This is a genomic window from Corynebacterium tuberculostearicum (assembly GCF_013408445.1).
In the GTDB taxonomy this organism is placed as follows: Bacteria; Actinomycetota; Actinomycetes; order Mycobacteriales; family Mycobacteriaceae; genus Corynebacterium; species Corynebacterium tuberculostearicum.
On the sequence record NZ_JACBZL010000001.1, the window covers coordinates 2,227,877 to 2,250,882 of the forward strand.

Below are 23,006 nucleotides of genomic sequence, written 5' to 3' on the forward strand. Positions count from 1 at the left end.
AGGCACTACCCTGTGGGTTTTGTGTTGCGGTTAACCAGGTAGCATCGGTTGCCAGTATTACCGCCGCCCGCCTGAAACTTAAACATTTTTCAAGGAGCCATACTCACCCCATGACTAAATTCGCTCGCAACCTCACTGCCGTCATCATCGCCATCTTTATCGTTGTCATGATGGTTCTTCTTGCCTCCTCCACGCTGCGCGAGGATAACCACTTGGAGGGAAACCTCTCCTCCACGCTGGCCAAGGCGCCAAATAACTTGGAGGTCATGACCGTCATGCCCACCGACGTCTATGGCGAGGAATACCCTGCCATTGGTTTCATCTGCCCAGGCATGCGTGAAGACAAGGTTAAAGAGGCACAGATCGATACCGAGAACATCACCTTTGAAGATGGTGCGGTGCCGGAAGGCAAGAGCTACGCGGTAGCCATCTCCCAGAGCGCTAAGCCCTTCATCGAAGAGCTGGATCCGGAAAAGGTCGAGGTGTGCGAGATGATTGACATGCAGATCAAGGCCATGGAGCAGCAGGGCCAGAGCCTTGATGGCGGCGTGCCCATGATCCAGGGCACCCAGCCGCTGGGCTTCCAGCGCGAGGATGGCACCTGGAAGATGGTTGCCTAATGCGCGTCCTCGCGATTGATACGGCTACCACCGCCCTGGTTACCGGGGTAGTGGATACCGTCACCGGGCAGACCACCGAGCGCGTGCTGGAGGATACCCGCGCGCATAATGAACTGCTCATTCCTACCATCACCGAGGTCCTCGCAGAGGCGGGCATGGAGTTTTCCGACCTCGATGCGGTGGTCACCGGTGTGGGCCCGGGGCCATTTACCGGGTTGCGCGTGGGGATGGCGACGGCCTCCGCGCTTGCCGACGCCCTCTCGATCCCCCTCCACGGCATCTGCACCCACGATGCCATCGCGGCCGCCGCCGAGCTCGACGTAGAACCTGCCGCCGCGGCCGACGAAGCGACCGCCTTGGTAGCTACCGATGCTCGCCGCAAAGAGATCTACTGGGCCACTTATCGCGTTACCGACTCCGGTGTGCAGCGCATTTCTGGCCCCGCGGTGACGAAACCGGCCGAACTCGAGGTGGAACTTGCCTCCACCGCCGAGGTCATCATTCCTGACCGCCTTGCTGAGCAACTCCCCGAGAAGCTTGCCACCGTTCCACACCGCGCGGCCCATCCGAGTGCGACGGCCCTCGTTGCCGCGGCCGACCTCGAGGCAGAACCGGCTCCCGTCGTGCCGCTGTACCTACGCCGCCCAGATGCGGTCCCGCCAAAGCAGCAACAGCTTTCTGCCGCCATCCCCAAGGTCGAGCTGTGAAGCTACGCGAGCTAACCCCGGCCGATGCACCTCGGTGCGCCGAGCTGGAAGAGGTCCTTTTCCCAGGCGAAACCCCGTGGTCCAGCCGGATTTTCCGGGAAGAAATGGCCCAGCCCTTCAACTTCTATCTCGGGGTGGAAGGCGCGATCGAGGAACCGGAGCCCGTAAAGCTTTTGGGCTATGCGGGCATCGGCATGATGGGACCGGCCGCGGACCCGGAGTTTGAAATCCACACCATTGGCGTCGACCCCGCCGCGCAGCGCCGCGGCATCGCGCGGATGATGATGGACAATATCTGCCATATCGCGGATCTCAAGGACGCCCCGGTCTTCCTCGAGGTTCGCGTGGGCAATGATCCCGCTATTGGCCTGTATGAGCGCTACGGCTTTGCCAAGCAGGGGATCCGCAAGAACTATTACCAACCTTCCGGGGCGGATGCGCACGTGATGGTGCGCCCGCGTCAGTCCGATCGCCCAGAAGATTAAGGAGCAGTCATGAAGATCATGGGTATCGAGTCCTCCTGCGATGAAACCGGCGTGGGCATCGTCGAGCTGCGCGAGGACGGCCACATGGAGATCATCGCTAACGCCGTTGCTTCCTCCATGGAGCAGCACGCGCGTTTCGGCGGCGTCGTCCCGGAAATCGCCTCCCGTGCCCACCTTGAGGCCATGCCGCAGGTGATGCAGGCGGCGCTGAATGAGGCGGGCATCGAAAAGCCGGATGCCATCGCCGCCACCGTGGGGCCGGGTCTAGCCGGTGCCTTGCTGGTGGGAGCCTCGGCCGCCAAGGCCTATGCCGCGGCCTGGGGCGTGCCTTTCTACGGCGTTAACCACCTGGGCGGCCACGTTGCCGTGGCCAACCTGGAAGGCAAAGAGCTGCCGCACTCGGTGGCCCTCTTGGTCTCGGGCGGGCATACGCAGCTGTTGGAAGTAGAGGCCGTCGGCAAGCCCATGCGCGAGCTGGGCTCTACGCTTGACGACGCCGCCGGTGAAGCCTACGACAAAGTCTCCCGCCTCCTTGGTTTGGGCTACCCGGGCGGTCCGGTGATCGATAAGTTCGCCGCCCGCGGCGAAGCCACCATCGATTTCCCGCGCGGCATGTCCCGCGCCGAGGATCTGCGCGGCCCGCATCGCCACGACTTTTCCTTCTCCGGGCTCAAGACTTCCGTGGCTCGCTACGTGGAGCGCGCCGAAAAGGCAGGGGAGACCATCAGCGTGGAAGATGTCTGCGCCAGCTTCCAAGAAGCCGTGGCCGATGTCCTGACCGCCAAGGCCGTGCGTGCCTGCGAGGACACCGGCGCCCGCGTGCTGCTATTGGGAGGCGGCGTGGCCGCTAATTCTCGACTGCGCGAGTTGGCCGCCGAGCGCTGCGCCGCCGCCGGGGTGGAACTGCGTGTGCCGCGCTTTTCCCTGTGCACCGATAACGGCGTGATGATCGCGGCCATCGGCGCGCAACTCATCCACGAAGGCGCCCGGCCCTCTGGCCTCGGCGTTGGCACCGATACCCAGCTGGATGTGGAAGAGCCGCAGTTAACCTAAAGTTCTTCTCGCTCGCGCTGCAGGCGAGGCATGGGGCCGGTACTCTAAAGAGCGTTCATGCCCTCTTGGCTTTCTGAAGGAGCTTTCTCTCATGACCGTCGGTTTCCTTGTCAACCCTGATCTCACCCGCCGCAAGCTAGAGTTCGAGCTGGAGCACGCCAACCAGTTCTTGGGCGGCACCACCGAGGACCGCGTCTCCGTTGTTTTCCAGGAAGACGGCACCACCTACGCCGCGCTCTACAACCCGGAAGCCAAGGCCGAAGGCGCCGAGCCGAACCCGGTAGCCTCCCTGGCGCGCAACGCAGCCGCCACCGGCAACGCCGCCTTCCTGCAGGACCCCATTCGCTCCATCTGTGGCCCCGTCATTTTCGTTGATGCCGAGGGCGAAGACACCACCATCGATGCCGTTATCGAGTCTGTGGAGCAGGGTATTCGCGCAGTGAAGAACTACCGCGAAGATAACCCGGAGGAATACACCCTCTGGCGCGCGGCCGTTATCAACTCCGATAAGAGCCTCTAAACCCCAGCCCCTCACAGGTAGGGTTCAAGCGCTTTTCGCGCGCCCGTAATACGGTGTTCACATTCTTATGGTGTTCTAGGGAGCCGTACCGCTTCTTCTAAGACTCCAAAGGTGAAAACTGTATGCTTCGTTCATCGCGCTTCGTCGCCTCCTTCGCCACCGCCCTCGCCGTGGGTGGCGCCGCCGCCATCGTGCCCGCCACCCCGGCGCTGGCCGCTGACTCGCCCATCTACCGCACCATCCTGCAACCGGGCGAGGATGAATCCCAGGTCATGGTCACTTGGCGCACCAAGTCCAAGGCAGACGAGGTCCTCGAGGTTACCGGCCCAGAAGGCACCACGACCTTCCAAGCCGACGAGCGCGACTTTGGCGCCTTGCTGTACAAGTCCCAGTTCGCCACCGCCACCGACCTGCAGCCGGATACGGAGTACTCCTACCGCGTCGGCTCCGAGGAAGGCGGCTGGTCCGAACCAGAGACCTTCAACACCGGCTCCAACGGCGATGACTGGTCCTTCCTTACCGTCGCCGACCCGCAGATCGGCGTGGACCTCAAGGTGGATGACCAAGCCGAACAGTGGCGCAAGACCATTGGTCACGCGGCCTCCCACGTGCCGAATGCCAGCATGATCTGGTCCCTGGGTGACCAGGTTGAGGGCTGGGGTGCGCAGGTACCGCAGTACGATGCGTACTTCTCCGCCCCGGAGATCCGTCACATCCCCACCAACACGGTCCCGGGCAATCACGAGACTTATAACCTCACCATGAAGCATCATGATGAGCATTTCTCCAACCCGCATCAGGCGGACGATATCCGCGACCACTACTTCGAGCGCAATAACGTACTCTTCATCGGCCTGGACTCCAATGCTTCTTCCGACGCCGATATCGCCCGCCACGAGCAGTTCCTGCGCGAGGCCATCGAATCCCGCGGCGCGGATAATGACTGGATCGTCGTCGGCATGCACCACGGCCCGTACTCCCAGGGCTCGCATCACTTTGATAAGGACGTCACCAACCTGCGCGAGAAGCTTACCCCGGTGCTGTCTGAACTCAATGTCGATGCCGTGCTCTCCGGCCACGACCACATCTACACCCGCAGCCACCTGATGAAGAACAATAAGCCGGTCCTGCCTGAAAAGAAGCCGCAGCGCGGCGACGTGCTCGAGCCCAAGGATGGCGAGGCGCTGTACCTGACCACCACCACCGCGGGCGGCGGCAAGTACTACGACTTCACCGACGTCAACAATAAGAAGCACAAGGGCGCGCGCATGGAGACCATCGATCCGAAGCTCGCCCACGAATCCACCGCCATGTGGCGCCAGGACTACACCGAGGACTACATGCGCGTGGACGTCTCCGATGACAAGCTCACCTTCACCACCTTCAACGAAGGCGATAACACGCTGGTGGACAAGGTCTCGCTCAAGAAGAAGGACCGCGGCGCTGCGCCTGCCGACGACGCCACCGACCCCGCCGACTCCACCGAGTCCACCGACCCAGACACCCCAGAGGTGCCTAAGGATCCGGAGGGCGGCAGCTCCCTGAGCTCCAGCGATATTTTCGGCGGGCTCAGCTCGAAGAAGTAACTAGCATCGCGCCTGGGTGTGGCGGGTGTGGCTAGCGCTCCGTATGGCGCAGCCACGCCAATACGGCCTTGACCCGCCGGTTGGAATCCTCGGGCCGAAACCCGAGCTTCATAAACACATTGGAGACATGCTTGCTTACCGCTCCGGCGGTAAGAACGAGCGTGTCTTCAATTTCTTTATTGCTCAATCCTTGGGCCATAAGCCCCAGTACCTCCCGCTCGCGGGCGGTGAGCTGGGCTAAACCAGTACGCCGCGCCGACAGCAGCGCAGTGACCACCTCTGGGTCCACCACGGTGCCGCCGCGCGCGACCTCGTCTAGCGTGCGCACGAATTCTTCCACATCAGAAACGCGCTCCTTGAGCAGGTAGCCAAAGCCGCCGTGCTCCAAGAGCCGGTCGAGGTAGCTTGCCGCTACGTATTGGCTCAACACCACCACCGGTTGGGTGGGATTGGCCGCTCGCAGGTCATGCACGGCGCGCAAGCCATCGTCGGTCATGGTCGGTGGCATGCGCACATCGCTGATAATCAGGTCAAAATCTTCCTGCCCGGCAATAGCGCGCAGTTCTTCGGCATCCGTGGCCGCCGTAACGCTGTGGCCCAAGGCGCTAAGTAGCTGCTTGAGCCCCGCGCGCAGCAGCGCGGAGTCTTCCGCCAGTAGTAGTTTCATTCCGCCTCCTTCAGCGGTAATTCGACCTGCAGCCGACCACCGCGTTCGCGCGCAGCCGCGTCATCTGCTGCCGAAAAGTTCACCGTTCCGCCCAGTGCGGCGGCGCGTTCGCGCAGCCCGGCGAGACCGGTGCCCGACCCAGCTAGCTCCTTGTCCGTGTGGCCGAGGTCAGCTCCGGGGCCGGGGCAGGGTCCGGTGCCATTATCAACGATGTCTAAGCGCAGTGTGTCCCCAAAAGCAACTGTTACCGTCGCCTGGGTGGCCGCGCCGTGCTTGGACGCATTGGTAAGCGCCTCGGCTACCGCGTGGTAAGCCAGCAGGGCAGTGGTCTCATCCACGGAGCGTTCGGCGCCTTCGACGTGTAGTTTGGTCTCCAGCCCGGAGTGGGCGAGGAGTTCGTCGAGGGCGGGGATAAGTCCTGCGTCGAAAAGCACCTGCGGGGCAATGCCACGCACCGTCGCCCGCAGGGAGGCTAAGGCCAATGAGGCATTATGTTCCGCATCGGCCAGGGCCGGTTGCGCCTCGGGAGGGGCCTGCAATTTCGCTGCGGCCAAGTTGAGCTTGAGCGCAGTGAGGTACTGCTGCGGGCCATCGTGCAGCTCGCGCTCGATGCGGCGGCGCTCGCCGGAGAAGGCATCGATAAGCGTGGCGCGCGAGGCCGCCAATTCCTCGGCCGAAGGGCTCAACGCCAGCCGGGTCAGCGAGGTAGAGGCCAAGACCAACAGGCGGTTAAGCCCTACCAATAAAGCCACCAGCAACGCCGCGGTAAGCCAGCAGGTAAAGAAAATGAGCGGCCGGTTGGAGGTAGACCACCCGCCAAAGGAGAATTCGGTATTTGGCACGAACGGCGCAATTGCCAGCACGCCCGCCGTAAAGCCCACGGCAGTCCACGCGGCAAAGCAGGCAGCCGAAATCAATAGCTGCACAATAAGGTGATAAAACTGCTGCCAATCAAACCACCGGCCTGCGCGCCGAGGTGGGATCTCCATGCCCATCCACCGCGCACCCAACCGGCCGACAAATTCCGCGGCGCGTCCCACCAGGGGAATCCACGGCAGCATCAGCACCGAAACCACCAACGCCGGGATAAATAGCGCGCCGAGGACGAGGCTCCACGCGCAGGCTTTGAGGGTTCGCATAACCCATGAGCCTAGCCGCCTTACCCAGGGTGGGGCAGTAGAGCTAGCTCTACCATTTTCTGGGCGGCCCACTCCATGTCTTTTTTCTGCGCGGCCGAGTGGAATCAAAGGCATGTTAAAAGCAGATAACCTCAGCAAGCGCTACGGCCGCCGCACCGTGCTCAATCGCGTGAATGTGTCCATCGCCCCAGGCGAATTCGTCGCCATCATGGGGCCTTCCGGCAGCGGGAAAACCACGCTGCTGAACCTGTTATCCGGGCTCGATAAGCCCACCTCCGGCCGAGTCAATGCGCCGGGGCGCAAGCAGCGAGCCTTTGTGTTTCAGGACTATAACCTGCTGGAATCCCTCAACGCGCAGCGCAATGCCACCTTGACCGCGCGCTTTTCCGGCCGGCGCCCTGCACGCGGCCAGGTGGCGGAGGTCTTTGACTCGCTCGGCCTTAGCGGGTTGGAGCGCCGCCTGCCCGCGCAGCTTTCCGGCGGGCAGCAGCAACGTGTGGCCGTCGCCCGGGCACTGCTGGCCCAGGCGCCCTATATCTTCGCCGACGAGCCTACGGGCGCGCTTGACGACGCCACCGCAACCACCGTCCTTTCCCACCTGCGCGCCGCCGCCCGCGATGGAGCCAGCGTGGTCATGGTGACTCACTCGCACCTCGCTGCTGAGGCGGCCGACCGGATCATCTCCTTGGAGGAGGTGGCCCATGCTGGTGTGGCTTAAGGACTTACAGTCCAATTGGCTATCGTGGCTGGCCGTGGCACTGACCCTGGTAGTGTCCTCAGCTTCGTGCACCCTGGCGCTGGCCATGCTGGTGGCTTCCTCCGGGGCCGAAGAAAACCCCGCCGGCCCGGTGGGTGGCACGGTGCTCGGCATGGCCCTGTGCGTGGTGGTGTTGGTGACGCTATCGCAGATGCGCCTTATCATCGCCGAGCGCGAGCCGGTCTACCGCTCCTGGCGCATGGTGGGCATGCCCGGGTGGATGATTGTTGCCTTCATTCTGGGCCAAGTCGCAGCGGTCAGCGCGGCTGCCGGATTTCTCGGCGTGCTGCCGGCCCGCCCTCTGCTTGCCCCGTGCGTGCGCGCCCTGCGCAGCGACGGTATCCCCATGCCGGATATCGCCATTACCAGTCAGGTCACCGCCATTGCGGTAGCCGTCTGCACGTCCGCGGCCCTGGTGGGTGCGCTGCCTCCGCTGCGCCGCGTGTTCCGGCCGCGCACTCCCGCACACCCGGTGTGGCTTCTGGTGAAATTCCTGCTTGCGGCCGCGGCTATCGGCGGCACGGTCTACGGGTGCCTGCACATCGATGACCCGGGTGACCTCTTGTCGGCCGAGATGGGGCTTGTCATCCTCGTCGCCCTCTTCTTACCTTGGCTCATGCCCGGCATCGACCAATGGACCCGCATGGCCGGCATCGCTGGGGCCAACGTGCGGGTGCGCCGGCACTTTTCCACCCCACACATCGTGCCGTGGGTGCTCCTCGGCGGCTTTATCGTCTCCGTCGGCTCGGGCCTGCGCTTTGGGAACGACGCAGGCGCCGGCGGCACCTTGTCCTCGTGGCAGGTCTTCGTCGCCCTTTTAGGGTCGGTCTTTGCCCCCAGCATCGTGGGCGCCGTGCTTACCTCACTGCTGATGCGCGGGCGCATCGCCTCCGATATCCGCGGCCTCACCCTGGCCGGCGCCACCCCCTCAGCCTGGGTGCGCGTGCAAGTAGGGGAGGCGGCGTGCCTTACTCTGACCGCGGCCGGCGTGGTGTGCGCGCTGTGCTTGGCGACGCTCCTCCCTCTCCACCACCTGCTCACCCCACAGGTTTCCTTCGGCCGAACGCTGGTAGACGAGCTGTGGTGGTCGGCCTTCGCCGTGATTTTTGGTGCCATGTTTATCGCCGTGGGCGTCGTCAAGCTGGCGCTAGCCGGCTTCGTCCGCGCCGGGCAACGGGAGCACTGAGGGGATCGCTGAGGGCGTAGAAATGTGGGCCGGGTCATTGTTGAGGGTTAGCAGTCACGAGGGTAGAGTGCTAATCAGGTTGTTTGACCCACAGTTGTTCACCCGCGACGACGGCTGTGCTGGACATCCACAACCGGCACGCGCGCGCTATACCGGCGCGCATACGAACACTACGGAGGAAACATCATGGCAAACATTAAGCCTCTCGAGGACCGCGTCCTCGTACAGATCGTAGAAGCTGAAACCACCACCGCTTCCGGCCTGGTTATCCCGGATTCCGCCAAGGAAAAGCCGCAGGAAGCTACCGTCGTTGCCGTAGGCCCAGGCCGCACCAACGACAAGGGTGAGGTCACCCCGGTAGGCGTCAACGAGGGCGATACCGTGGTCTTTTCCAAGTACGGCGGCACCGAGCTGAAGTACAACGGTGAGGAGTACCTGTTGCTGTCCTCCCGTGACCTGCTCGCCGTCATCGAGAAGTAGGCCCACTTATGGCAAAGCTCATTGCATTCGACCAAGAAGCCCGCGAGGGAATCCAGCGCGGCGTCGATACGCTGGCTGATGCCGTCAAGGTCACCCTCGGCCCGCGCGGCCGCAACGTCGTGCTGTCCAAGGCCTTCGGTGGCCCCACCGTCACCAATGACGGCGTGACCATCGCCCGCGATATCGACATCGAGGAGCCCTTCGAGAACCTCGGCGCGCAGCTGGTCAAGTCCGTTGCGGTCAAGACCAATGACACCGCAGGTGATGGCACCACCACCGCTACCTTGCTGGCCCAGGCGCTCATCTTCGAGGGCCTGCGCAACGTAGCGGCCGGCGCCAACCCGATCGAGCTCAACCGCGGTATCGCGGCGGCAGCCGAAAAGGCCGTCGAGGAGCTCAAGGCCCGCGCCACCGCGGTCAACTCCTCCTCTGAAATCGCCCAGGTAGCTACCGTCTCCTCCCGCGACCCGGAGGTCGGCGAGATGGTTGCCGGCGCCATGGATAAGGTGGGCAAGGACGGTGTGGTCACCGTCGAGGAATCCCAGACCATCGACTCCGCCGTCGACGTCACCGAGGGCATTTCCTTTGACAAGGGCTACCTTTCCCCGTACTTCGCTACGGAGGAAGAGACCTACCACGCCGTGCTGGACGACGCCGCAGTATTGCTCGTCCGCAACAAGATCTCCTCCCTGCCGGACTTCCTGCCGCTGCTGGAGAAGATCGCCGAGACCAACCGCCCGACCCTCATCATCGCGGAGGACATCGAGGGCGAGCCGCTGCAGGCGCTCGTCGTCAACTCCATCCGCAAGGTGCTCAAGGTCGCGGCCGTGAAGGCTCCGTACTTTGGCGAGCGCCGCAAGGGGTTCATGGATGACCTGGCCGTCGTTACCGGCGCTACCGTCATCGACCCAGAGGTGGGCGTCAACCTCAATGAGGCTGGCCTTGACGTGCTCGGTTCTGCCCGCCGCGTGACCATTACCAAGGATGACACTGTCATCGTTGATGGCGGCGGCACCGCTGAAGCAGTAGAGGAGCGCCGCGAGCACATTCGTCGCGACATCGAGCGCACCGATTCCACCTGGGATAAGGAAAAGCTCGAGGAGCGCCTGGCTAAGCTCTCGGGCGGCGTGGCCGTCATCCGCGTCGGTGCGGCTACCGAGACCGAGGTCAACGAGCGCAAGCTGCGCGTCGAAGACGCCATCAACGCGGCCCGCGCGGCCGTCGAAGAGGGCGTCATCGCCGGCGGCGGCTCCGTGCTGGTCCAGATCTCCAAGGAACTCGAGTCCTTCGCCGAGGGCTTCGAGGGCGAGGCTAAGGTCGGCGTTCTCGCCGTCGCCCGCGCCCTGACCCGCCCGGCGTTCTGGATCGCCGAAAACGCTGGCCTCGACGGCGCCGTCGTCGTCTCCCGCGTCGCCGAGATGTCCAACGGTGAGGGCTTCAACGCCAATACTCTCGAGTACGGCAACCTCATCGATAACGGCATCATCGACCCGGTGAAGGTCACCCACTCCGCCGTGGTCAACGCCACCTCCGTGGCCCGCATGGTTCTGACCACCGAGGCCTCCGTGGTGGAAAAGCCACAGGAAGAGCAGCCTGCTGACGCCGGCCACGGCCACCAGCACTAAACGGCTACCAACAAAACCCGCCCCGCTTCCCGCGTGGCGGGTTTTGTTGTACCTAGCTAGGGCCGTGGAATACATCAAGGCACCGCTGATACCGACCCCATTCGCAAGGCCTTCGCCAAGGCCAATGGCATCAAACCCGCACTCTTTTCCGCGCATTCCGAGGGTGCCTGCTCCAAGCGCAGCGGTGTGGGTGCGGTCTACGTGGAGCAAGGCGTGATGAGCGGGTGGACTCCGGCCACACCGTCATCTGCATCGACCACAATCTGGCTGTTCTCGCGCATGCGGATCACGCCATCGACTTGGTCCCCGGCGCCGGTTCGGCCGGCGGCCAGCTGGTCTTTCGTGGCACCCCAGCCGAGTTAGCCGAGCAGAAAGACTCGGTGACGGGGCGCTTTCTTGCCGACGCCCTCGTCTCCCCCTAATCTTCTGCCTTAAGCGTTGACCGGCGCGGCGGCGCGGCGGCGTTGGCGCAGCGCAACGACGCGCTCGGATTCGCTCATTCCGCCCCAGACGCCGTAAGGCTCGGCGGATTGCAGGGCATGCTCGCGGCACAGATCAATGACCGGGCAGGAATTGCAGATGGCCTTGGCGCGGTTTTCGCGCTGGGCGCGGGCACGGCCGCGCTCGCCATCTGGGTGATAAAACACGTCCGAGTTTTCTCCGCGGCAGGCGCCTTGTAGCTGCCAATCCCACAGGTCAGCGGTGGGACCGGGAAGCAAATGAGGCTGAGACACGTTACTTAGCTCCTTTGTAAGGGCGAGAATTCTTGTGTGGCTTCCGCAGTGTTACGGCAAGCAACCTCACGTAGTGTTTCGCGCGTGGGTTAACGATGGGTTACCTATTTTTGACTTTTAGGTATTCTTTCCTTGATCTCCCCTCCGACACCGCGGTTTACCAGCGGAAACAATGAAGGTTAACGGTTTGTGAATTTTCTTCCGCTCGGGTTGCGCACGCGCTGGGGCCGCGCGTTGCCTTTGCATAATCTTCCCGTGTGCCAATATGGTTAGTTACCGGTTTAAAACATGTCAGAGGGTGCATACGTGAGTGATAAGGAACAGGAGCTAGCGGATCTCGTCCCGCATGCCGTCGACGGCAGCCGTCGAGCGCTGCAAGAAGTTCTGCGGATCATTCACCCGCAGGTGCTGCGCTACTGCCGCGCCCGCATCGGTGGCGGCCGCCAACCCACCGCGGAGGATGTAGCCCAAGAGATCTGTCTCGCAGTGGCCACCTCCATTGGCTCCTACGAGGACAAGGGTCGCCCGTTTATGGCCTATGTCTACGGCATTGCGTTCAACAAGGTCACCGATGCCCACCGCGCCATGGGGCGCGATAAGTCCACCCCCACCGAAGAAATTCCAGAAGACTCCGCGCGTGACGCCACCCCTGAAGAGTGGGCATTGGAAGCCGACGGTAGTAACAGAATGCGCGCCTTGCTCGATACGTTAAGTGACAAGGCGAAAAACATCGTGATTCTGCGCGTGTTCAACGGTTTGTCGGCAGAAGAGACCGCGGAAATTGTGGGTTCCACCCCAGGCGCGGTTCGTGTCGCACAACACCGAGCACTCGCTCAATTGCGAAAGACCCTCCAAGCTGCCCAGGAAACTGCGCGCTAAGGGCCTAGCGGCCGACTCTTACAGCAGATATCTCTTAACAGAAAGGAAGGGGGAGAGACACCATCATGGCACCGAAGCACCACGGCGATAATGACGGCCTTGCAGACCAGCTCCAGCCCTTGATAGATGATGATGCATTCCTCACCGAGCTTTCGAAGGGAACTAACCCTTCCGACGGCCAGGATGACCTGGCGGAGCTGCTGCTGGAGTTAAAGGGGGACGTCGATAAGCAGATGCCTCCAGCCCCGCTGGTAGAAGGCGCCGAAGCTGAGCCTGAGGTCATCGACCTAGGCCAGGCCCGCAAGCGCCGCCGCGGCGGCCCGTTCGTACATGGGCTCATCGGTGCGGCGGCCGCAACGCTAGTCATCGCTGGAGCCGGTGGAGCCATGCTGCACGCCGGAACCTTTGATAAGGGCGATAAGACCCGCAACGTAGAGCTGGCCGGCACGCTGGAAGAGATGGAATCTCGCGCGGCCGAAGGTGATATTGAAGGCGCTCGCGAACTGATGAAGGACGCCCGCGCCAAGCTGGATGAGGCCGAAGGCAAAGAAGAAAAGGCCATCGCCGCCAACCGTGAGGCCGATCAAAAACGCTCTGCGCACCCGAAGCCCACCCCGCACACCGTGACGGAGACTGCCACCGAAACCGTGGCGGAAGAAGCTTCGCAACCGGAGCAACAGCCGGAGCAGGTCACCGTGACCGAAACTCAATACGCCACCGAAACCGTGGTGGTCACGGAACAAGTGCAGCCAAACCCGCAGCCCAACCCCAACGTTGAGGATGAGCCGACGACCACCATCGAGTTGGGCCAGCAGCAGTAGAAGCTAGCGGCCCTCTAGGCCATCCAAGTAACCCAAGGCGTAGTCCCAAGGCACGTAGCGGGAGGGATCTGGTTCGGCGCCTGGCTCATGTACCGGCGCTAGCTCGCCTTCAAGGGTGGCGCGCATATTAGCGGCCATAATGTCCCACTCATAAAAGTGGTTTTCTTGGCAATCCTCGCACAGGAAGAAGATGCCATCGATGCCGCGCGGGCCGAGGATGGACGCGAATTTCTGCACCAGCGCGAGGTCGTGGATGATGGCGATCCGGTCGTCGTCGGTAAGCGGCATGACCTGCTCGTCCTCCTCCAGGAAGGAGGCGGGGTCATTCGGATCATCGGCGAAAGGATCGCGGGGCATATTGGCGAAGAAGTTCACGCCTGCGAGCCTATTGAACTTACCCTCCCGAGGCAATTTACGCCCTGCCCAAATGGTGTCGTCGGCCGGCAACGCACTACAGTTAGGTTAGCCGCTAAACCTGTTAAGGAGAGACCTCGATGAGCGAGAACCGTATTCATACTGGTGGAGATGACCCGAACAAGGTAGCCCTGCGCGGCCTGACCTTTGATGATGTGCTTCTTTTGCCCGCCGAATCCAATATCGTGCCTTCCGAGGTCGATACCGGCGCGCAGTTTACCCGCAATATCCGCCTCGGCGTTCCGCTTGCCTCGGCCGCCATGGATACCGTGACCGAGGCCCGCATGGCCATTGCCATGGCCCGTCAGGGTGGCATCGGCGTGCTGCACCGCAACCTGTCCACCGAGGACCAGGCCGAGCAGGTAGAAATTGTGAAGCGCTCCGAGTCCGGCATGGTTACCGACCCCATCACCGCCCGCCCGGATATGACCATCGGGGAAGTAGACGCGCTGTGTGCCCGCTACCGCATCTCCGGCCTGCCGGTGGTAGACGAGGACGGCACCCTGGTGGGCATTTGCACCAACCGCGATATGCGCTTCGAGCCTGACTTTGACCGCAAGGTCAGCGAGGTCATGACGGCCATGCCGCTCGTCGTTGCGCGCGAGGGCGTATCTAAGAAGGAAGCCCTCGAACTGCTCTCGGCCAATAAGGTGGAAAAGCTGCCCATCGTCGATGCGGATAATAAGCTCACCGGCCTGATTACCGTCAAGGACTTTGTCAAGACCGAGCAGTACCCTAACGCGTCCAAGGACTCGGCCGGCCGCCTGTTGGTTGCGGCCGGCATCGGTACCGGGGAAGAGTCCTACCAGCGCGCCGCCGCGCTTGTCGACGCCGGCGTGGACGCCCTCGTCGTCGACTCCGCCCACGCCCACAACAACCGCGTGCTGGAAATGGTCTCCCGCGTGCAGAAGGATTTCGGCTCCAAGGTCGATGTCATCGGCGGTAACCTCGCCACCCGCGAGGCCGCGCAGGCGATGATCGATGCCGGCGCGGACGCCATCAAGGTCGGCATCGGCCCGGGCTCCATTTGCACCACCCGCGTCGTCGCCGGCGTGGGCGCGCCGCAGATTACGGCCCTGATGGAGGCCGCCGCAGTAGCTGGCCCGGCCGGTGTGCCGGTTATCGGCGATGGTGGCATGCAGTACTCCGGCGACGTCGCCAAGGCCCTGGCGGCCGGCGCCGATACCGTCATGCTGGGCTCCATGTTTGCCGGCACCACCGAAGCCCCCGGTGACATCGTGGTCTACCAGGGCAAGCAGTACAAGCGCTACCGCGGCATGGGCTCCATGGGCGCCATGCAGGGCCGCGGCCTCTCCGGTGAGAAGCGCTCCTACTCCAAGGACCGCTATTTCCAGGCCGACGTCCGCAGCGAGGACAAGCTGGTTCCGGAAGGCGTCGAGGGCCGCGTGCCCTTCCGCGGCGATATCGATGCCATCGTGCACCAGATTATCGGCGGCCTGCGCGCTTCCATGGGCTATACCGGCTCCGCCACCCTGGCCGAGCTGAAGACCAAGCGCTTCGTCCAAATCACCGCCGCGGGCTTGAAGGAATCCCACCCGCACCACCTGCAGCAAATCGCAGAAGCACCAAACTACCGCTAGGAATATCATGCGTGAATACGCCGAAATTGGCATCGGCCGCGAGGCCCGCCGTACCTTCGATCTAGAGCAACTATCCATCGTGCCGCAGCGTCGTACCCGTTCTTCCAAGGACGTGGACACCACCTGGCACATCGACGCCTATACCTTCGACATCCCCTTCGTTTCCCACCCCACCGATGCGCTCGCCACCCCCGAGTTCATCATCGAGATGGGCAAGCAGGGCGGCCTGGGCGTCATTAATGCCGAGGGCCTGTGGGGCCGCCACAAGGACCTCGAGGGCGCCCTAGCCCGCATTTACTCGCAGCCGGGCGATAACTCCATCATCCAGGAGCTGCACGCCGCCCCGCTTGACGACGCCCTCCTTACCGAGCGCATCTCCCAAGTCCGCGACTCCGGAGTTACCGTTGCTGTGCGCGTATCCCCTCAAAATGCTCGCGAGATGGCCCCTAAGGTCATCGCGGCCGGTGCCGAGTTGCTGTTTATCCAGGGCACCCTAGTCTCGGCCGAGCACGTAGCTACCGGCGGCGAGCCGCTGAACCTCAAGGAGTTCATTGGTTCCCTTGACGTTCCCGTCATTGCCGGCGGAGTTACCGACTACACCACCGCGCTACACCTGATGCGCACCGGCGCGGCCGGCGTCATCGTAGGCGCGGGTGTGACCACCAACGCCGAGACCGTTGGCATCGACTCGGCCATGGGCACCGCGATTGCCGACGCCGCCGCAGCCCGCCGCGACTACCTCGACGAGACCGGCGGCCGCTACGTGCACATCATCGCCGATACCGAGTTTGAAAACTCCGGCAATATTGCCAAGGCTTTCGCCTGCGGCGCTGACGGTGTTGCTCTCGGCCCACTGCTTGCCCAGGCCCGCGAGGCCGGCGGCAAGGGCTGGTACTGGCCCGCCACGGCCGGCCACCCGCGTTTCCCACGCGGCTTCGTCCAGTTCTCCGGGGCCGATACCGACTTGGACGTCGATTTCCTCACCACCGGTACCCCGGCCGAAGCCACAGAAGAATCGGCCGCCCCGTCGCTGGAAACCGTGCTGCACGGTCCCTCCAGCGAGCCCTTCGGCCGCACCAACCTGGTCGGCGCGCTGCGCCGTTCCATGGCCAAGTGCGGCTACACCGACCTGAAGTCCTTCCAGAAGGTCGAACTCGCCGTCCGCTACTAATCCGCGCGAGAGTCCTGACGCGGCTGTGCCTTCTTGGCGCAGCCGCGTTTCTTTGTCTCAGGGCTTCCTTCGCCGCCGAACAGATACCAGTTGGCGAGGTAGGAGAGTGGTTTAGGAAACCAATTGCCAGCCGCCCTCACGCCTCCACGTGGTCTTGCCTGTCATCGGCCGCCATTGCCCTGCGTTGTGGACCGGGCACACGCGTACTCCCGAGGGATTGAGCTCTACAACCTTTTCTTCACCGCTCGCGCGTAGAACCACCGAATTATGCGCAACTTCTGGATGACCCACACGCTCTGCCTGTCGAGTGCCACACAAGGGAACCCACTCATCCCACTCGCTTCCAAAGATTTCCGCGGCCGGAAGTGTTACCTGTTGCGGGCCTTGTTCATCCAGCGCAGACGTCACCTCGGCCGTAGTCGGGGTGGTGTCACAACCGCACAACAGCAGGCTCGCGGCGAGCACAATAGCCAAGCGCTTCATAAGCTATCAGTTTAGTGGGTTAGACTATGGGGCGTGACTAAGCCAAATACTACCCCGCGCCCCGTCCTCGTTGTGGACTTTGGCGCTCAGTACGCGCAGCTTATTGCCCGCCGCGTGCGCGAGGCCAAGATTTACTCCGAGGTTGTCCCTCACTCCGCGTCTGTGGAGGAAATCAAAGCTAAAGACCCCGCTGCGCTTATCCTGTCAGGCGGCCCGTCCTCTGTCTATGCTGACGGCGCCCCGGCTCTGAAGCCGGAGCTGCTTGAGCTCGGCATTCCCGTCTTCGGCATCTGCTACGGCTTCCAGGCCATGAACCATGCGCTTGGTGGCACCGTGTCGTCGACTGGCGAGCGTGAGTACGGCCGTACCGATATGAATGCTAAGGGCGGCGTACTTCACGAAGGCCTGGATGCTACCCACAAGGTGTGGATGTCTCACGGCGATGCTGTATCTGCCGCTCCCGAAGGCTTTGAGGTTACGGCCACCTCGGCCGGTGCTCCGGTTGCAGCGATGGAGTGCCTAGACAAGAAGATGGCCGGCGTGCAGTACCACCCTGAGGTACAGCACTCGCCGCACGGTCAGGAGGTGCTTACCCGCTTCCTTACTGAGGTTGCTGGCCTAGAGCAGAACTGGACGGCCGATAATATCGCAGAGCAGCTCATCGCAGATGTCCGCGCCCAGGTAGGCGAGGAAGGCCGCGCTATTTGCGCCCTGTCCGGCGGTGTGGACTCCGCTGTAGCGGCCGCTCTGGTGCAGCGTGCCATTGGCGATCGCCTCACCTGTGTCTTCGTTGACCACGGCTTGCTGCGTGCCGGCGAGCGCGAGCAGGTAGAAAAGGACTTCGTTGCCTCCACTGGAGCGAAGCTGGTGACCGCAGATGAGCGCGCTGCTTTCTTGGAAAAGCTGGCAGGAGTTAGCGACCCAGAAGCCAAGCGCAAGGCCATCGGCGCGGAGTTTATCCGTTCCTTTGAGCGCGCGGTTGCAGGCGTGCTTGACGACGCCCCTGCAGGCTCCACCGTCGACTACCTCGTCCAGGGCACTCTGTACCCGGACGTTGTCGAGTCTGGCGGCGGCGATGGCACGGCGAATATTAAGTCTCACCACAATGTCGGCGGTTTGCCGGATGACGTGGAGTTCGAACTGGTCGAGCCGTTGCGCCTGCTGTTTAAGGACGAGGTACGTGCCGTCGGCCGCGAGCTAGGCTTGCCAGAAGAGATCGTTAGCCGCCAGCCATTCCCGGGCCCGGGCTTGGGTATCCGCATCATCGGTGAGGTAACCGAGGAGCGCTTGGAGACGCTACGCGAGGCAGACCTCATTGCCCGCACCGAGCTGACCAATGCCGGCCTAGATGACCAGATTTGGCAGTGCCCGGTAGTACTGCTGGCCGATGTCCGCTCCGTTGGCGTGCAGGGCGACGGCCGCACCTATGGCCACCCGATTGTGCTGCGCCCGGTGTCTTCGGAAGACGCCATGACCGCAGACTGGACCCGTTTGCCTTACGAGGTGCTGGAGAAGATTTCTACCCGCATCACCAACGAGGTGAAGGACGTCAACCGCGTGGTCTTGGACTGCACCTCCAAGCCACCAGGAACCATCGAGTGGGAGTAAAACGGCATGCGTAGAAGGCGCTCAGTCTAGTGCTGAGCGCCTTTTCGCTCGTTTCAGCGGGCGGCGCTTACTCGCGCGGGGTAAACGGTGGCCGCCACACAACGCGTCCGCCCACCCGCTCGAGGCGGCCGCGCCGAGGTGGGGCGTTGGGGTCATCGTCGTTGACGCCATTATGGTAGGCGCAGCACATGACCAGGTTTTTCATATTCGTCTCCCCGCCATTGCTCCACGCTTTAAGGTGGTGAACTTGGGAGAGGTCGGCCGGCTGGTTGCAGCCCGGCCAGGCGCAGCGTGGATTTTCTGCAGCGGCCATAATGCGCTGCTTGTCATTGGCCACGCGCGCCGTGCGGTAGAGATTGACCGGACCTTCCTCGGGGTGCACGAGCGTGACGTAGCCGGTTTCTTTATCGCCAGAAAAGCCGACGTCGTTGAGCACGCGGCGCAGATATTCGGTGCCGGTGATGGTGGCGCCATTGGTCAGATCAAGCTCGATATCATCACCATGGCCGTCGCGGATGCGGATGAATTTGTCTAACGGCACGATGGCATTGGTCACCACTTCTGTCCGCGCGGCCGCAGCTTGGTCAAAGAAAATCTTTTCTACCGCCTCGAGCGATTGCTTTCCAGTCGCGGCTAGCGCGGCGTTGAGATCCGCGATGAAACTAGAGGTTCCGGTGATGGCAAGCGTCCAGTAATCATTGGGGCGTCGGTAGGTGCGTACGCCTGGGCTTACGGTGTCGTCTTTCATCTCCCGCAGGCGCCGTCGGGCGTGCTTAAGGATGTGGCTCATCGAGTCGGTCATCGCGCAGCATTCTGCGCGCAGCTGCCAGGCCTGCTTTTTGCTGGGCGCGCGGTTAACAATGCGTTCTAGGGCAGCAAGGGTGGCGATGGAGTGGGTGTTGCGGCGGGCGTCGGCAATAGCGCGGCGCTGCAGGCGCGTAAATTTGGTGCGGCCGAAGTAGCTTTCGCACAAAAGCAGCAGATCGGCGGCGATGGCATCGGGCGCGCCGCGGTCCATAAGCTCGGACCCGGACATGCCTTGGCACCCAGCGATGATGTCCATGCCAGGGCCCAAGGCGGTGAGGTAGGTCTCGAGTGCGTTCATGCCTGCAACGCTACGGCGCACACCCATACCGGCGCAGGGCCGGCGCAACCGCTACGGCCGATTCTGTGGATAACCCGGCCCGCATACCCGCCGCGGGTCGGAAAAGCTGTGGATAACCCCGAAAAGTGTCGTTTAGATTAGGCAAACGCGAGCCGGCGCGTGCCATCTACATGGGGGAAGACGAAAAAGCTCAGCCCAAAGACCACTAGCCACACCAGCCCGGCGCCCCACGCGGGCAGGGCCACGATGGGCGCGAGCATCACCATAAGCCACAGAATCATCAGTGGCACGAGCTGTGCGATGGTAGGAACCAGAGCGACATTGCGCTTGTCGGCATAGGCACGCATCGCGCGGCGGTAGGGGTGGGCAAAGACGAGAACGAAGGCCGCCACGAGGCATACGAGTGCCCCAACCAGTGCGGCAAAGATATGTGCGCGGCTAGCCAAGAGCGCCACGGCCGCACCGATGAGGATGGACGAGCCCAAGCGCACCCAAGGTGGAGTAGGGATGGGAGTGGTGTGCTCGCGCATGGCGCCGTAGGCAGCGTTGAAGTTCATGCCGCTAAGGCTACCATTCGAACATACACTTGCATGTGTCCGGGTGAGGGTTCATACTATTCGGGTGAGTCAAACGAGCGTTCGCCTAGAAAAAGCGGTGGCCGGCCTGAGCCGGTCGGACCGTGTGGCGATGCTGCGTACCCGCATGCGCGCTATGGAGCGTGGCCCGGAAGAAGAGCTGGTAGATACGCTCCCTGGCCTGGCCCGCTTGCTTCCCGCAGGTGGGTTGGCACGCCGGCAGGTGGTGCACTGTGCGAATTGTCCGGCGCTGGTGGTGGAGCTTATCTGCCACCTCACCGCCCGTGGCGGACATGTAGGCGTGGTGGGGTGGCCGGATTTGCTACTCGCACAAGTGGCCGAGGAGGGCGTTATCGAACGCGTGGTAACCGTGCCGGATCCGGGCCTGGAATCCTGGATGGTGGCAGGAGTATTGGCGGAAGGGCTAGACCTTGTTGTCCACCATGGGTCGCCCGGCGAGGTGAGCCCTACCAAGGCGCGGCCGGTGCTGGCAAAGGTGCGCGGCGGGCGCGCGGCCGTGCTTACGGTGGGCACGCGCCTGCCCGGCACGGCGGTGGGGATAGGGGCGCGGGTGAGTGCCTATCGGGGCGTCGGCAAGGGCAGCGGGCGCATTCGCGGCGTGGACATGGACGTGGAGGTGACCTCGAAGCAGGCTACCTCGCGCGGGGTGCTCACGGTGGGGCAGCGCCGCTGGTTGGAGGCCGTATGAGGGTAGCGGCCGTGTGGTTTCCGGATTGGCCCATCCAGGCCGCCGGCGGGCAGGGCCCTATGGTTATTGCGCGCAATCACGCGGTGGCGGTGTGCGATAGGAAGGCGCGCCGGGCGGGCGTGCGGCGTGGGATGCGCCTGCGCCAGGCCCAAGCGCTGTGCCCTGAGGCGACGGTGGTGGAGGCTAACCCGGACCGGGATGGTGCGGTGTTTGCAGAGGTTGCGGCCGGCTTAGATGCGGTGGCGTCCTCGGTGGAGGTGCTGCGCCCGGGCCTGGCGATTGTGGATGCGGGCGCGGCGCTGCGCTACCACGGGCAAAAAGCACTAGAGATGCTTGTCGACGCCTCTTCGTACGCCGGCTTCGACTCCACCCTCGGCGTGGCCGATGAGATTGCCACGGCCGTCATCGCGGCTCGGCACCGCGGCGTGGGAGCGGTGGTGCCAGAGGGCGGCTCGCGAGAGTTTTTGGCCACCCAGCCCATAGGCGTGCTGGCAGCCGATGAGGCTTTGGGCTTTGAGGCTGGGTTTATCGCACAGCTGGATAAGCTGGGCGTGCGGCGCCTGGGCGATTTAGCCGCGCTGCCGTTTAAGCAGGTAGCTACCCGGTTTGGTGAGCCGGGCCGGCGCGCGCACGAGCTGGCCCAGGCCCGTGCGGATAGGCGCGTGGCCCCAGAGCTGGCGCGCCCGGACCTGGCCGTGGAAATGGAAGAGCGCATCGAGCGCGTGGACGCGGCGGCGTTCGCGGCTCGCCAGCTCGCGGCCCGGCTGCATGCCCGCTTGGAGGAGGCCGGCAAGGTATGTCTGCGGCTGCGCGTGGTGGCGGAGTTTGGCACCGGTGAGGAGCTGGCGCGGGTATGGCGCACACAGGAAGCGCTGACGGAGCAGGCCACCGCGGACCGTGTGCGCTGGCAGCTCGATGGCTGGCTCACGCGCACTACTGGTGAGGGCGCGGCCATTCGCCGCCTAGCGCTGGAGTCGGTGGAGGTTGCCGCCCCGTCCGCCACCGGCCTGTGGGGTGGGGAAGGCTCGCAGGAGCAGGTCAAGCGCGTGATCGCCCGCGTGCAATCACAGCTGGGGGTGGATCGTGTGCTGCAGCCGCGGGCGGTGGGCGGCCGCGGGGTAGCCGAGCGCATCGAGTACGTGCCCTATGGTGAGCAGCGCGACGCCCCGCCGGACGGCGAGTGGCCCGGCCGCATTCCCGCACCCCTGCCTGCACGGCGGGGCGGTGGGCCGAACCACCCGGCCGCGCGCATTCAGCTTGTCGACGCCGCCGAGCACCCCGTCTTCGTTACCGCTGAAGCCCTCCTGTCCGGGGTGCCGGTGGCCTTGAGCTGGGGTGCGCATCGTTTCCGCGTGCTGGGCTGGGCCGGTCCCTGGCCGGTGGATACGCAGTGGTGGACCGATACCCCACAGCACGTAGCACGCTTGCAGGTGGTGGGCCAAGCCGACCACGAAGAGCATCAGCGGGCCTGGCTGTTGGTATGGTCCGGCGGCCGCTGGCGGGTTGAGGCGACCTATTAATCGCGAATATCGACCACGAGACGGGTGGGGTTATCGAGCACCTGCACGGAATAAGGCTTGCGAGAGGTCATGCCGATGACAAATTGGCAGCGGCCCTCGTAGGCGCCGCCATTGACCACTTGGGTGACAATTCCTTCCGTAGGGGCATCCACCACGCCGATGCGGGGATCGTCCTTGCCGGCCTCGAAGGGGTAGACCACGCCGTCGATATTGACATTGAGTGCGGTCTCTCCGGAGTGGTCAATGGTCTTGCCGGAACCCTGCTGTGTGGGTGTATCGGCGTAATCCACGAACCAGCCGGGAGCGCCGCCGCCATCGAGCTCGAAGACGACGCGCTCAAAACCCTCGTGCCGGCCGATGCGCACGTCGGTCACCGTGAGTTCGGAAGGCGCCTGCGGCCGGAGGGTTTTCATCTCCATATTGGCTTGGCCCAGCGGATTGAGCTGGGAGTTATCCGCGGACGCGGCCATGGTGGTGCGGTCCGTCTCATGGGCGGCGCAGCCGCTGAGAAAAGCAGCGACGAGAAGCGTTGCGGCGAGACGGACTTTTAACATGTCCCCT

General features: G+C 63.6%; 26 protein-coding genes. 18 read left to right on the forward strand and 8 right to left on the reverse strand.

The window, feature by feature from the left end; all coding sequences use genetic code 11:
• Positions 1-110: 110 nt before the first annotated feature.
• The 6 genes from BJ985_RS10515 (at position 111) to BJ985_RS10540 (ending at position 4,971) form a co-directional block, all read left to right on the forward strand.
• Positions 111-620 (forward strand): hypothetical protein, encoded by a 510-nt coding sequence (locus tag BJ985_RS10515; protein ID WP_005322717.1) that lies wholly within the window; start codon positions 111-113, stop codon positions 618-620.
• On the forward strand, positions 620-1,327 hold the full coding sequence (gene tsaB, locus BJ985_RS10520; protein ID WP_179387401.1) for a tRNA (adenosine(37)-N6)-threonylcarbamoyltransferase complex dimerization subunit type 1 TsaB: 708 nt from the start codon (positions 620-622) through the stop codon (positions 1,325-1,327). The genes BJ985_RS10515 and tsaB overlap by 1 nt, the downstream gene beginning before the upstream one ends.
• Positions 1,324-1,812: a ribosomal protein S18-alanine N-acetyltransferase gene (gene rimI / locus BJ985_RS10525; RefSeq protein WP_179387402.1), complete on the forward strand. Its 489-nt coding sequence runs from the start codon at positions 1,324-1,326 to the stop codon at positions 1,810-1,812. The genes tsaB and rimI overlap by 4 nt, the downstream gene beginning before the upstream one ends.
• A gap of 9 nt (positions 1,813-1,821) precedes the next feature.
• Complete coding sequence (tsaD, locus tag BJ985_RS10530; RefSeq protein WP_179387403.1) at positions 1,822-2,865, forward strand: tRNA (adenosine(37)-N6)-threonylcarbamoyltransferase complex transferase subunit TsaD; 1,044 nt, start codon at positions 1,822-1,824, stop codon at positions 2,863-2,865.
• Between the two features lie 91 nt (positions 2,866-2,956).
• On the forward strand, positions 2,957-3,385 hold the full coding sequence (locus BJ985_RS10535) for a hypothetical protein (RefSeq protein ID WP_005322709.1): 429 nt from the start codon (positions 2,957-2,959) through the stop codon (positions 3,383-3,385).
• Positions 3,386-3,507: 122 nt separating this feature from the next.
• A complete protein-coding gene (locus BJ985_RS10540; RefSeq protein ID WP_179387404.1) occupies positions 3,508-4,971 on the forward strand; it encodes a purple acid phosphatase family protein in 1,464 nt (487 codons plus the stop codon).
• A gap of 31 nt (positions 4,972-5,002) precedes the next feature.
• On the opposite strand, the gene BJ985_RS10545 is transcribed toward BJ985_RS10540, so the two are convergent.
• On the reverse strand, positions 5,003-5,638 hold the full coding sequence (locus tag BJ985_RS10545; RefSeq protein ID WP_179387405.1) for a response regulator: 636 nt from the start codon (positions 5,636-5,638) through the stop codon (positions 5,003-5,005).
• A complete protein-coding gene (locus tag BJ985_RS10550; protein WP_179387406.1) occupies positions 5,635-6,777 on the reverse strand; it encodes a sensor histidine kinase in 1,143 nt (380 codons plus the stop codon). The genes BJ985_RS10545 and BJ985_RS10550 overlap by 4 nt, the downstream gene beginning before the upstream one ends.
• Before the next feature lie 112 nt (positions 6,778-6,889).
• Between BJ985_RS10550 and BJ985_RS10555 the strand changes: the two genes are divergently transcribed.
• The 5 genes from BJ985_RS10555 to BJ985_RS11795 all read left to right on the forward strand — a co-directional run bounded on the left by BJ985_RS10555 (position 6,890) and on the right by BJ985_RS11795 (position 11,247).
• Entirely contained in the window at positions 6,890-7,495 is a 606-nt protein-coding gene (locus BJ985_RS10555; protein WP_179387407.1) for an ABC transporter ATP-binding protein, read from the forward strand.
• Positions 7,479-8,720: an FtsX-like permease family protein gene (locus BJ985_RS10560; RefSeq protein ID WP_179387408.1), complete on the forward strand. Its 1,242-nt coding sequence runs from the start codon at positions 7,479-7,481 to the stop codon at positions 8,718-8,720. Before BJ985_RS10555 ends, BJ985_RS10560 begins: the two co-directional genes overlap by 17 nt.
• Positions 8,721-8,906: 186 nt before the next feature.
• Positions 8,907-9,200 (forward strand): co-chaperone GroES, encoded by a 294-nt coding sequence (gene groES / locus BJ985_RS10565; RefSeq protein WP_005322702.1) that lies wholly within the window; start codon positions 8,907-8,909, stop codon positions 9,198-9,200.
• 8 nt (positions 9,201-9,208) lie between these two features.
• A complete protein-coding gene (gene groL, locus BJ985_RS10570) occupies positions 9,209-10,825 on the forward strand; it encodes a chaperonin GroEL (protein WP_005326837.1) in 1,617 nt (538 codons plus the stop codon).
• Between the two features lie 224 nt (positions 10,826-11,049).
• The gene (locus BJ985_RS11795; RefSeq protein WP_179387409.1) at positions 11,050-11,247 is read left to right on the forward strand and encodes a daunorubicin resistance protein; all 198 of its coding nucleotides are present in this window, start codon (positions 11,050-11,052) and stop codon (positions 11,245-11,247) included.
• Between the two features lie 9 nt (positions 11,248-11,256).
• Here BJ985_RS11795 and BJ985_RS10580 read toward each other — a convergent pair whose 3' ends face one another.
• Positions 11,257-11,559, reverse strand: a complete 303-nt coding sequence (locus tag BJ985_RS10580) for a WhiB family transcriptional regulator (RefSeq protein ID WP_005326832.1) — start codon at positions 11,557-11,559, stop codon at positions 11,257-11,259.
• Between the two features lie 306 nt (positions 11,560-11,865).
• Here BJ985_RS10580 and BJ985_RS10585 point away from each other — a divergent pair, with 306 nt between their 5' ends.
• Positions 11,866-12,438 carry a sigma-70 family RNA polymerase sigma factor gene (locus BJ985_RS10585; protein WP_179387410.1) on the forward strand — a complete coding sequence of 191 codons (573 nt, stop codon included), beginning with the start codon at positions 11,866-11,868 and terminating at the stop codon, positions 12,436-12,438.
• Positions 12,439-12,503: 65 nt separating this feature from the next.
• Entirely contained in the window at positions 12,504-13,259 is a 756-nt protein-coding gene (locus tag BJ985_RS10590; RefSeq protein WP_150851374.1) for a hypothetical protein, read from the forward strand.
• Positions 13,260-13,262: 3 nt separating this feature from the next.
• Here BJ985_RS10590 and BJ985_RS10595 read toward each other — a convergent pair whose 3' ends face one another.
• Entirely contained in the window at positions 13,263-13,634 is a 372-nt protein-coding gene (locus BJ985_RS10595; protein ID WP_005326826.1) for a DUF5319 domain-containing protein, read from the reverse strand.
• Between the two features lie 119 nt (positions 13,635-13,753).
• On the opposite strand from BJ985_RS10595, the gene guaB reads away from it, so the two are divergent.
• The gene (gene guaB / locus BJ985_RS10600; protein ID WP_005322690.1) at positions 13,754-15,274 is read left to right on the forward strand and encodes an IMP dehydrogenase; all 1,521 of its coding nucleotides are present in this window, start codon (positions 13,754-13,756) and stop codon (positions 15,272-15,274) included.
• Between the two features lie 7 nt (positions 15,275-15,281).
• Positions 15,282-16,445 carry a GuaB3 family IMP dehydrogenase-related protein gene (locus BJ985_RS10605; RefSeq protein ID WP_005322688.1) on the forward strand — a complete coding sequence of 388 codons (1,164 nt, stop codon included), beginning with the start codon at positions 15,282-15,284 and terminating at the stop codon, positions 16,443-16,445.
• A 111-nt stretch (positions 16,446-16,556) separates the two neighbouring features.
• Here the strand turns inward: BJ985_RS10605 and BJ985_RS10610 are convergent, their stop codons facing one another.
• Positions 16,557-16,928, reverse strand: a complete 372-nt coding sequence (locus BJ985_RS10610; protein WP_179387411.1) for a hypothetical protein — start codon at positions 16,926-16,928, stop codon at positions 16,557-16,559.
• Between the two features lie 33 nt (positions 16,929-16,961).
• Here BJ985_RS10610 and guaA point away from each other — a divergent pair, with 33 nt between their 5' ends.
• Complete coding sequence (guaA, locus tag BJ985_RS10615) at positions 16,962-18,536, forward strand: glutamine-hydrolyzing GMP synthase (RefSeq protein ID WP_179387412.1); 1,575 nt, start codon at positions 16,962-16,964, stop codon at positions 18,534-18,536.
• Between the two features lie 67 nt (positions 18,537-18,603).
• Here guaA and BJ985_RS10620 read toward each other — a convergent pair whose 3' ends face one another.
• Together BJ985_RS10620 and BJ985_RS10625 are read right to left on the reverse strand one after the other, a co-directional pair.
• Complete coding sequence (locus BJ985_RS10620; RefSeq protein WP_179387413.1) at positions 18,604-19,641, reverse strand: HNH endonuclease signature motif containing protein; 1,038 nt, start codon at positions 19,639-19,641, stop codon at positions 18,604-18,606.
• Between the two features lie 137 nt (positions 19,642-19,778).
• Positions 19,779-20,198 carry a hypothetical protein gene (locus BJ985_RS10625; RefSeq protein WP_005322680.1) on the reverse strand — a complete coding sequence of 140 codons (420 nt, stop codon included), beginning with the start codon at positions 20,196-20,198 and terminating at the stop codon, positions 19,779-19,781.
• Between the two features lie 130 nt (positions 20,199-20,328).
• Here BJ985_RS10625 and imuA' point away from each other — a divergent pair, with 130 nt between their 5' ends.
• Together imuA' and BJ985_RS10635 are read left to right on the forward strand one after the other, a co-directional pair.
• Complete coding sequence (gene imuA', locus BJ985_RS10630; protein WP_179387620.1) at positions 20,329-20,925, forward strand: DnaE2-dependent mutagenesis accessory factor ImuA'; 597 nt, start codon at positions 20,329-20,331, stop codon at positions 20,923-20,925.
• Positions 20,922-22,445, forward strand: coding sequence for a Y-family DNA polymerase (locus BJ985_RS10635; RefSeq protein WP_179387414.1), 1,524 nt, complete (start codon positions 20,922-20,924; stop codon positions 22,443-22,445). The genes imuA' and BJ985_RS10635 overlap by 4 nt, the downstream gene beginning before the upstream one ends.
• On the opposite strand, the gene BJ985_RS10640 is transcribed toward BJ985_RS10635, so the two are convergent.
• Positions 22,442-22,999, reverse strand: coding sequence for an AMIN-like domain-containing (lipo)protein (locus tag BJ985_RS10640; protein WP_179387415.1), 558 nt, complete (start codon positions 22,997-22,999; stop codon positions 22,442-22,444). The two genes, BJ985_RS10635 and BJ985_RS10640, sit on opposite strands and share 4 nt — an antisense overlap.
• Between the last annotated feature and the right edge of the window lie 7 nt (positions 23,000-23,006).

Bases quoted from the DNA above. Each gene is read 5' to 3' on its own strand.
- BJ985_RS10515 (WP_005322717.1), top strand. From the start codon at position 111: ATGACTAAATTCGCTCGCAACCTCACTGCCGTCATCATCGCCATCTTT.
- tsaB (WP_179387401.1), top strand. From the start codon at position 620: ATGCGCGTCCTCGCGATTGATACGGCTACCACCGCCCTGGTTACCGGG.
- tsaD (WP_179387403.1), top strand. From the start codon at position 1,822: ATGAAGATCATGGGTATCGAGTCCTCCTGCGATGAAACCGGCGTGGGC.
- BJ985_RS10535 (WP_005322709.1), top strand. From the start codon at position 2,957: ATGACCGTCGGTTTCCTTGTCAACCCTGATCTCACCCGCCGCAAGCTA.
- BJ985_RS10540 (WP_179387404.1), top strand. From the start codon at position 3,508: ATGCTTCGTTCATCGCGCTTCGTCGCCTCCTTCGCCACCGCCCTCGCC.
- BJ985_RS10545 (WP_179387405.1), bottom strand. From the start codon at position 5,638: ATGAAACTACTACTGGCGGAAGACTCCGCGCTGCTGCGCGCGGGGCTC.
- BJ985_RS10550 (WP_179387406.1), bottom strand. From the start codon at position 6,777: ATGCGAACCCTCAAAGCCTGCGCGTGGAGCCTCGTCCTCGGCGCGCTA.
- BJ985_RS10555 (WP_179387407.1), top strand. From the start codon at position 6,890: ATGTTAAAAGCAGATAACCTCAGCAAGCGCTACGGCCGCCGCACCGTG.
- BJ985_RS10560 (WP_179387408.1), top strand. From the start codon at position 7,479: ATGCTGGTGTGGCTTAAGGACTTACAGTCCAATTGGCTATCGTGGCTG.
- groES (WP_005322702.1), top strand. From the start codon at position 8,907: ATGGCAAACATTAAGCCTCTCGAGGACCGCGTCCTCGTACAGATCGTA.
- groL (WP_005326837.1), top strand. From the start codon at position 9,209: ATGGCAAAGCTCATTGCATTCGACCAAGAAGCCCGCGAGGGAATCCAG.
- BJ985_RS10590 (WP_150851374.1), top strand. From the start codon at position 12,504: ATGGCACCGAAGCACCACGGCGATAATGACGGCCTTGCAGACCAGCTC.
- guaB (WP_005322690.1), top strand. From the start codon at position 13,754: ATGAGCGAGAACCGTATTCATACTGGTGGAGATGACCCGAACAAGGTA.
- BJ985_RS10605 (WP_005322688.1), top strand. From the start codon at position 15,282: ATGCGTGAATACGCCGAAATTGGCATCGGCCGCGAGGCCCGCCGTACC.
- BJ985_RS10610 (WP_179387411.1), bottom strand. From the start codon at position 16,928: ATGAAGCGCTTGGCTATTGTGCTCGCCGCGAGCCTGCTGTTGTGCGGT.
- BJ985_RS10620 (WP_179387413.1), bottom strand. From the start codon at position 19,641: ATGAACGCACTCGAGACCTACCTCACCGCCTTGGGCCCTGGCATGGAC.
- BJ985_RS10625 (WP_005322680.1), bottom strand. From the start codon at position 20,198: ATGAACTTCAACGCTGCCTACGGCGCCATGCGCGAGCACACCACTCCC.
- imuA' (WP_179387620.1), top strand. From the start codon at position 20,329: ATGCTGCGTACCCGCATGCGCGCTATGGAGCGTGGCCCGGAAGAAGAG.
- BJ985_RS10635 (WP_179387414.1), top strand. From the start codon at position 20,922: ATGAGGGTAGCGGCCGTGTGGTTTCCGGATTGGCCCATCCAGGCCGCC.
- BJ985_RS10640 (WP_179387415.1), bottom strand. From the start codon at position 22,999: ATGTTAAAAGTCCGTCTCGCCGCAACGCTTCTCGTCGCTGCTTTTCTC.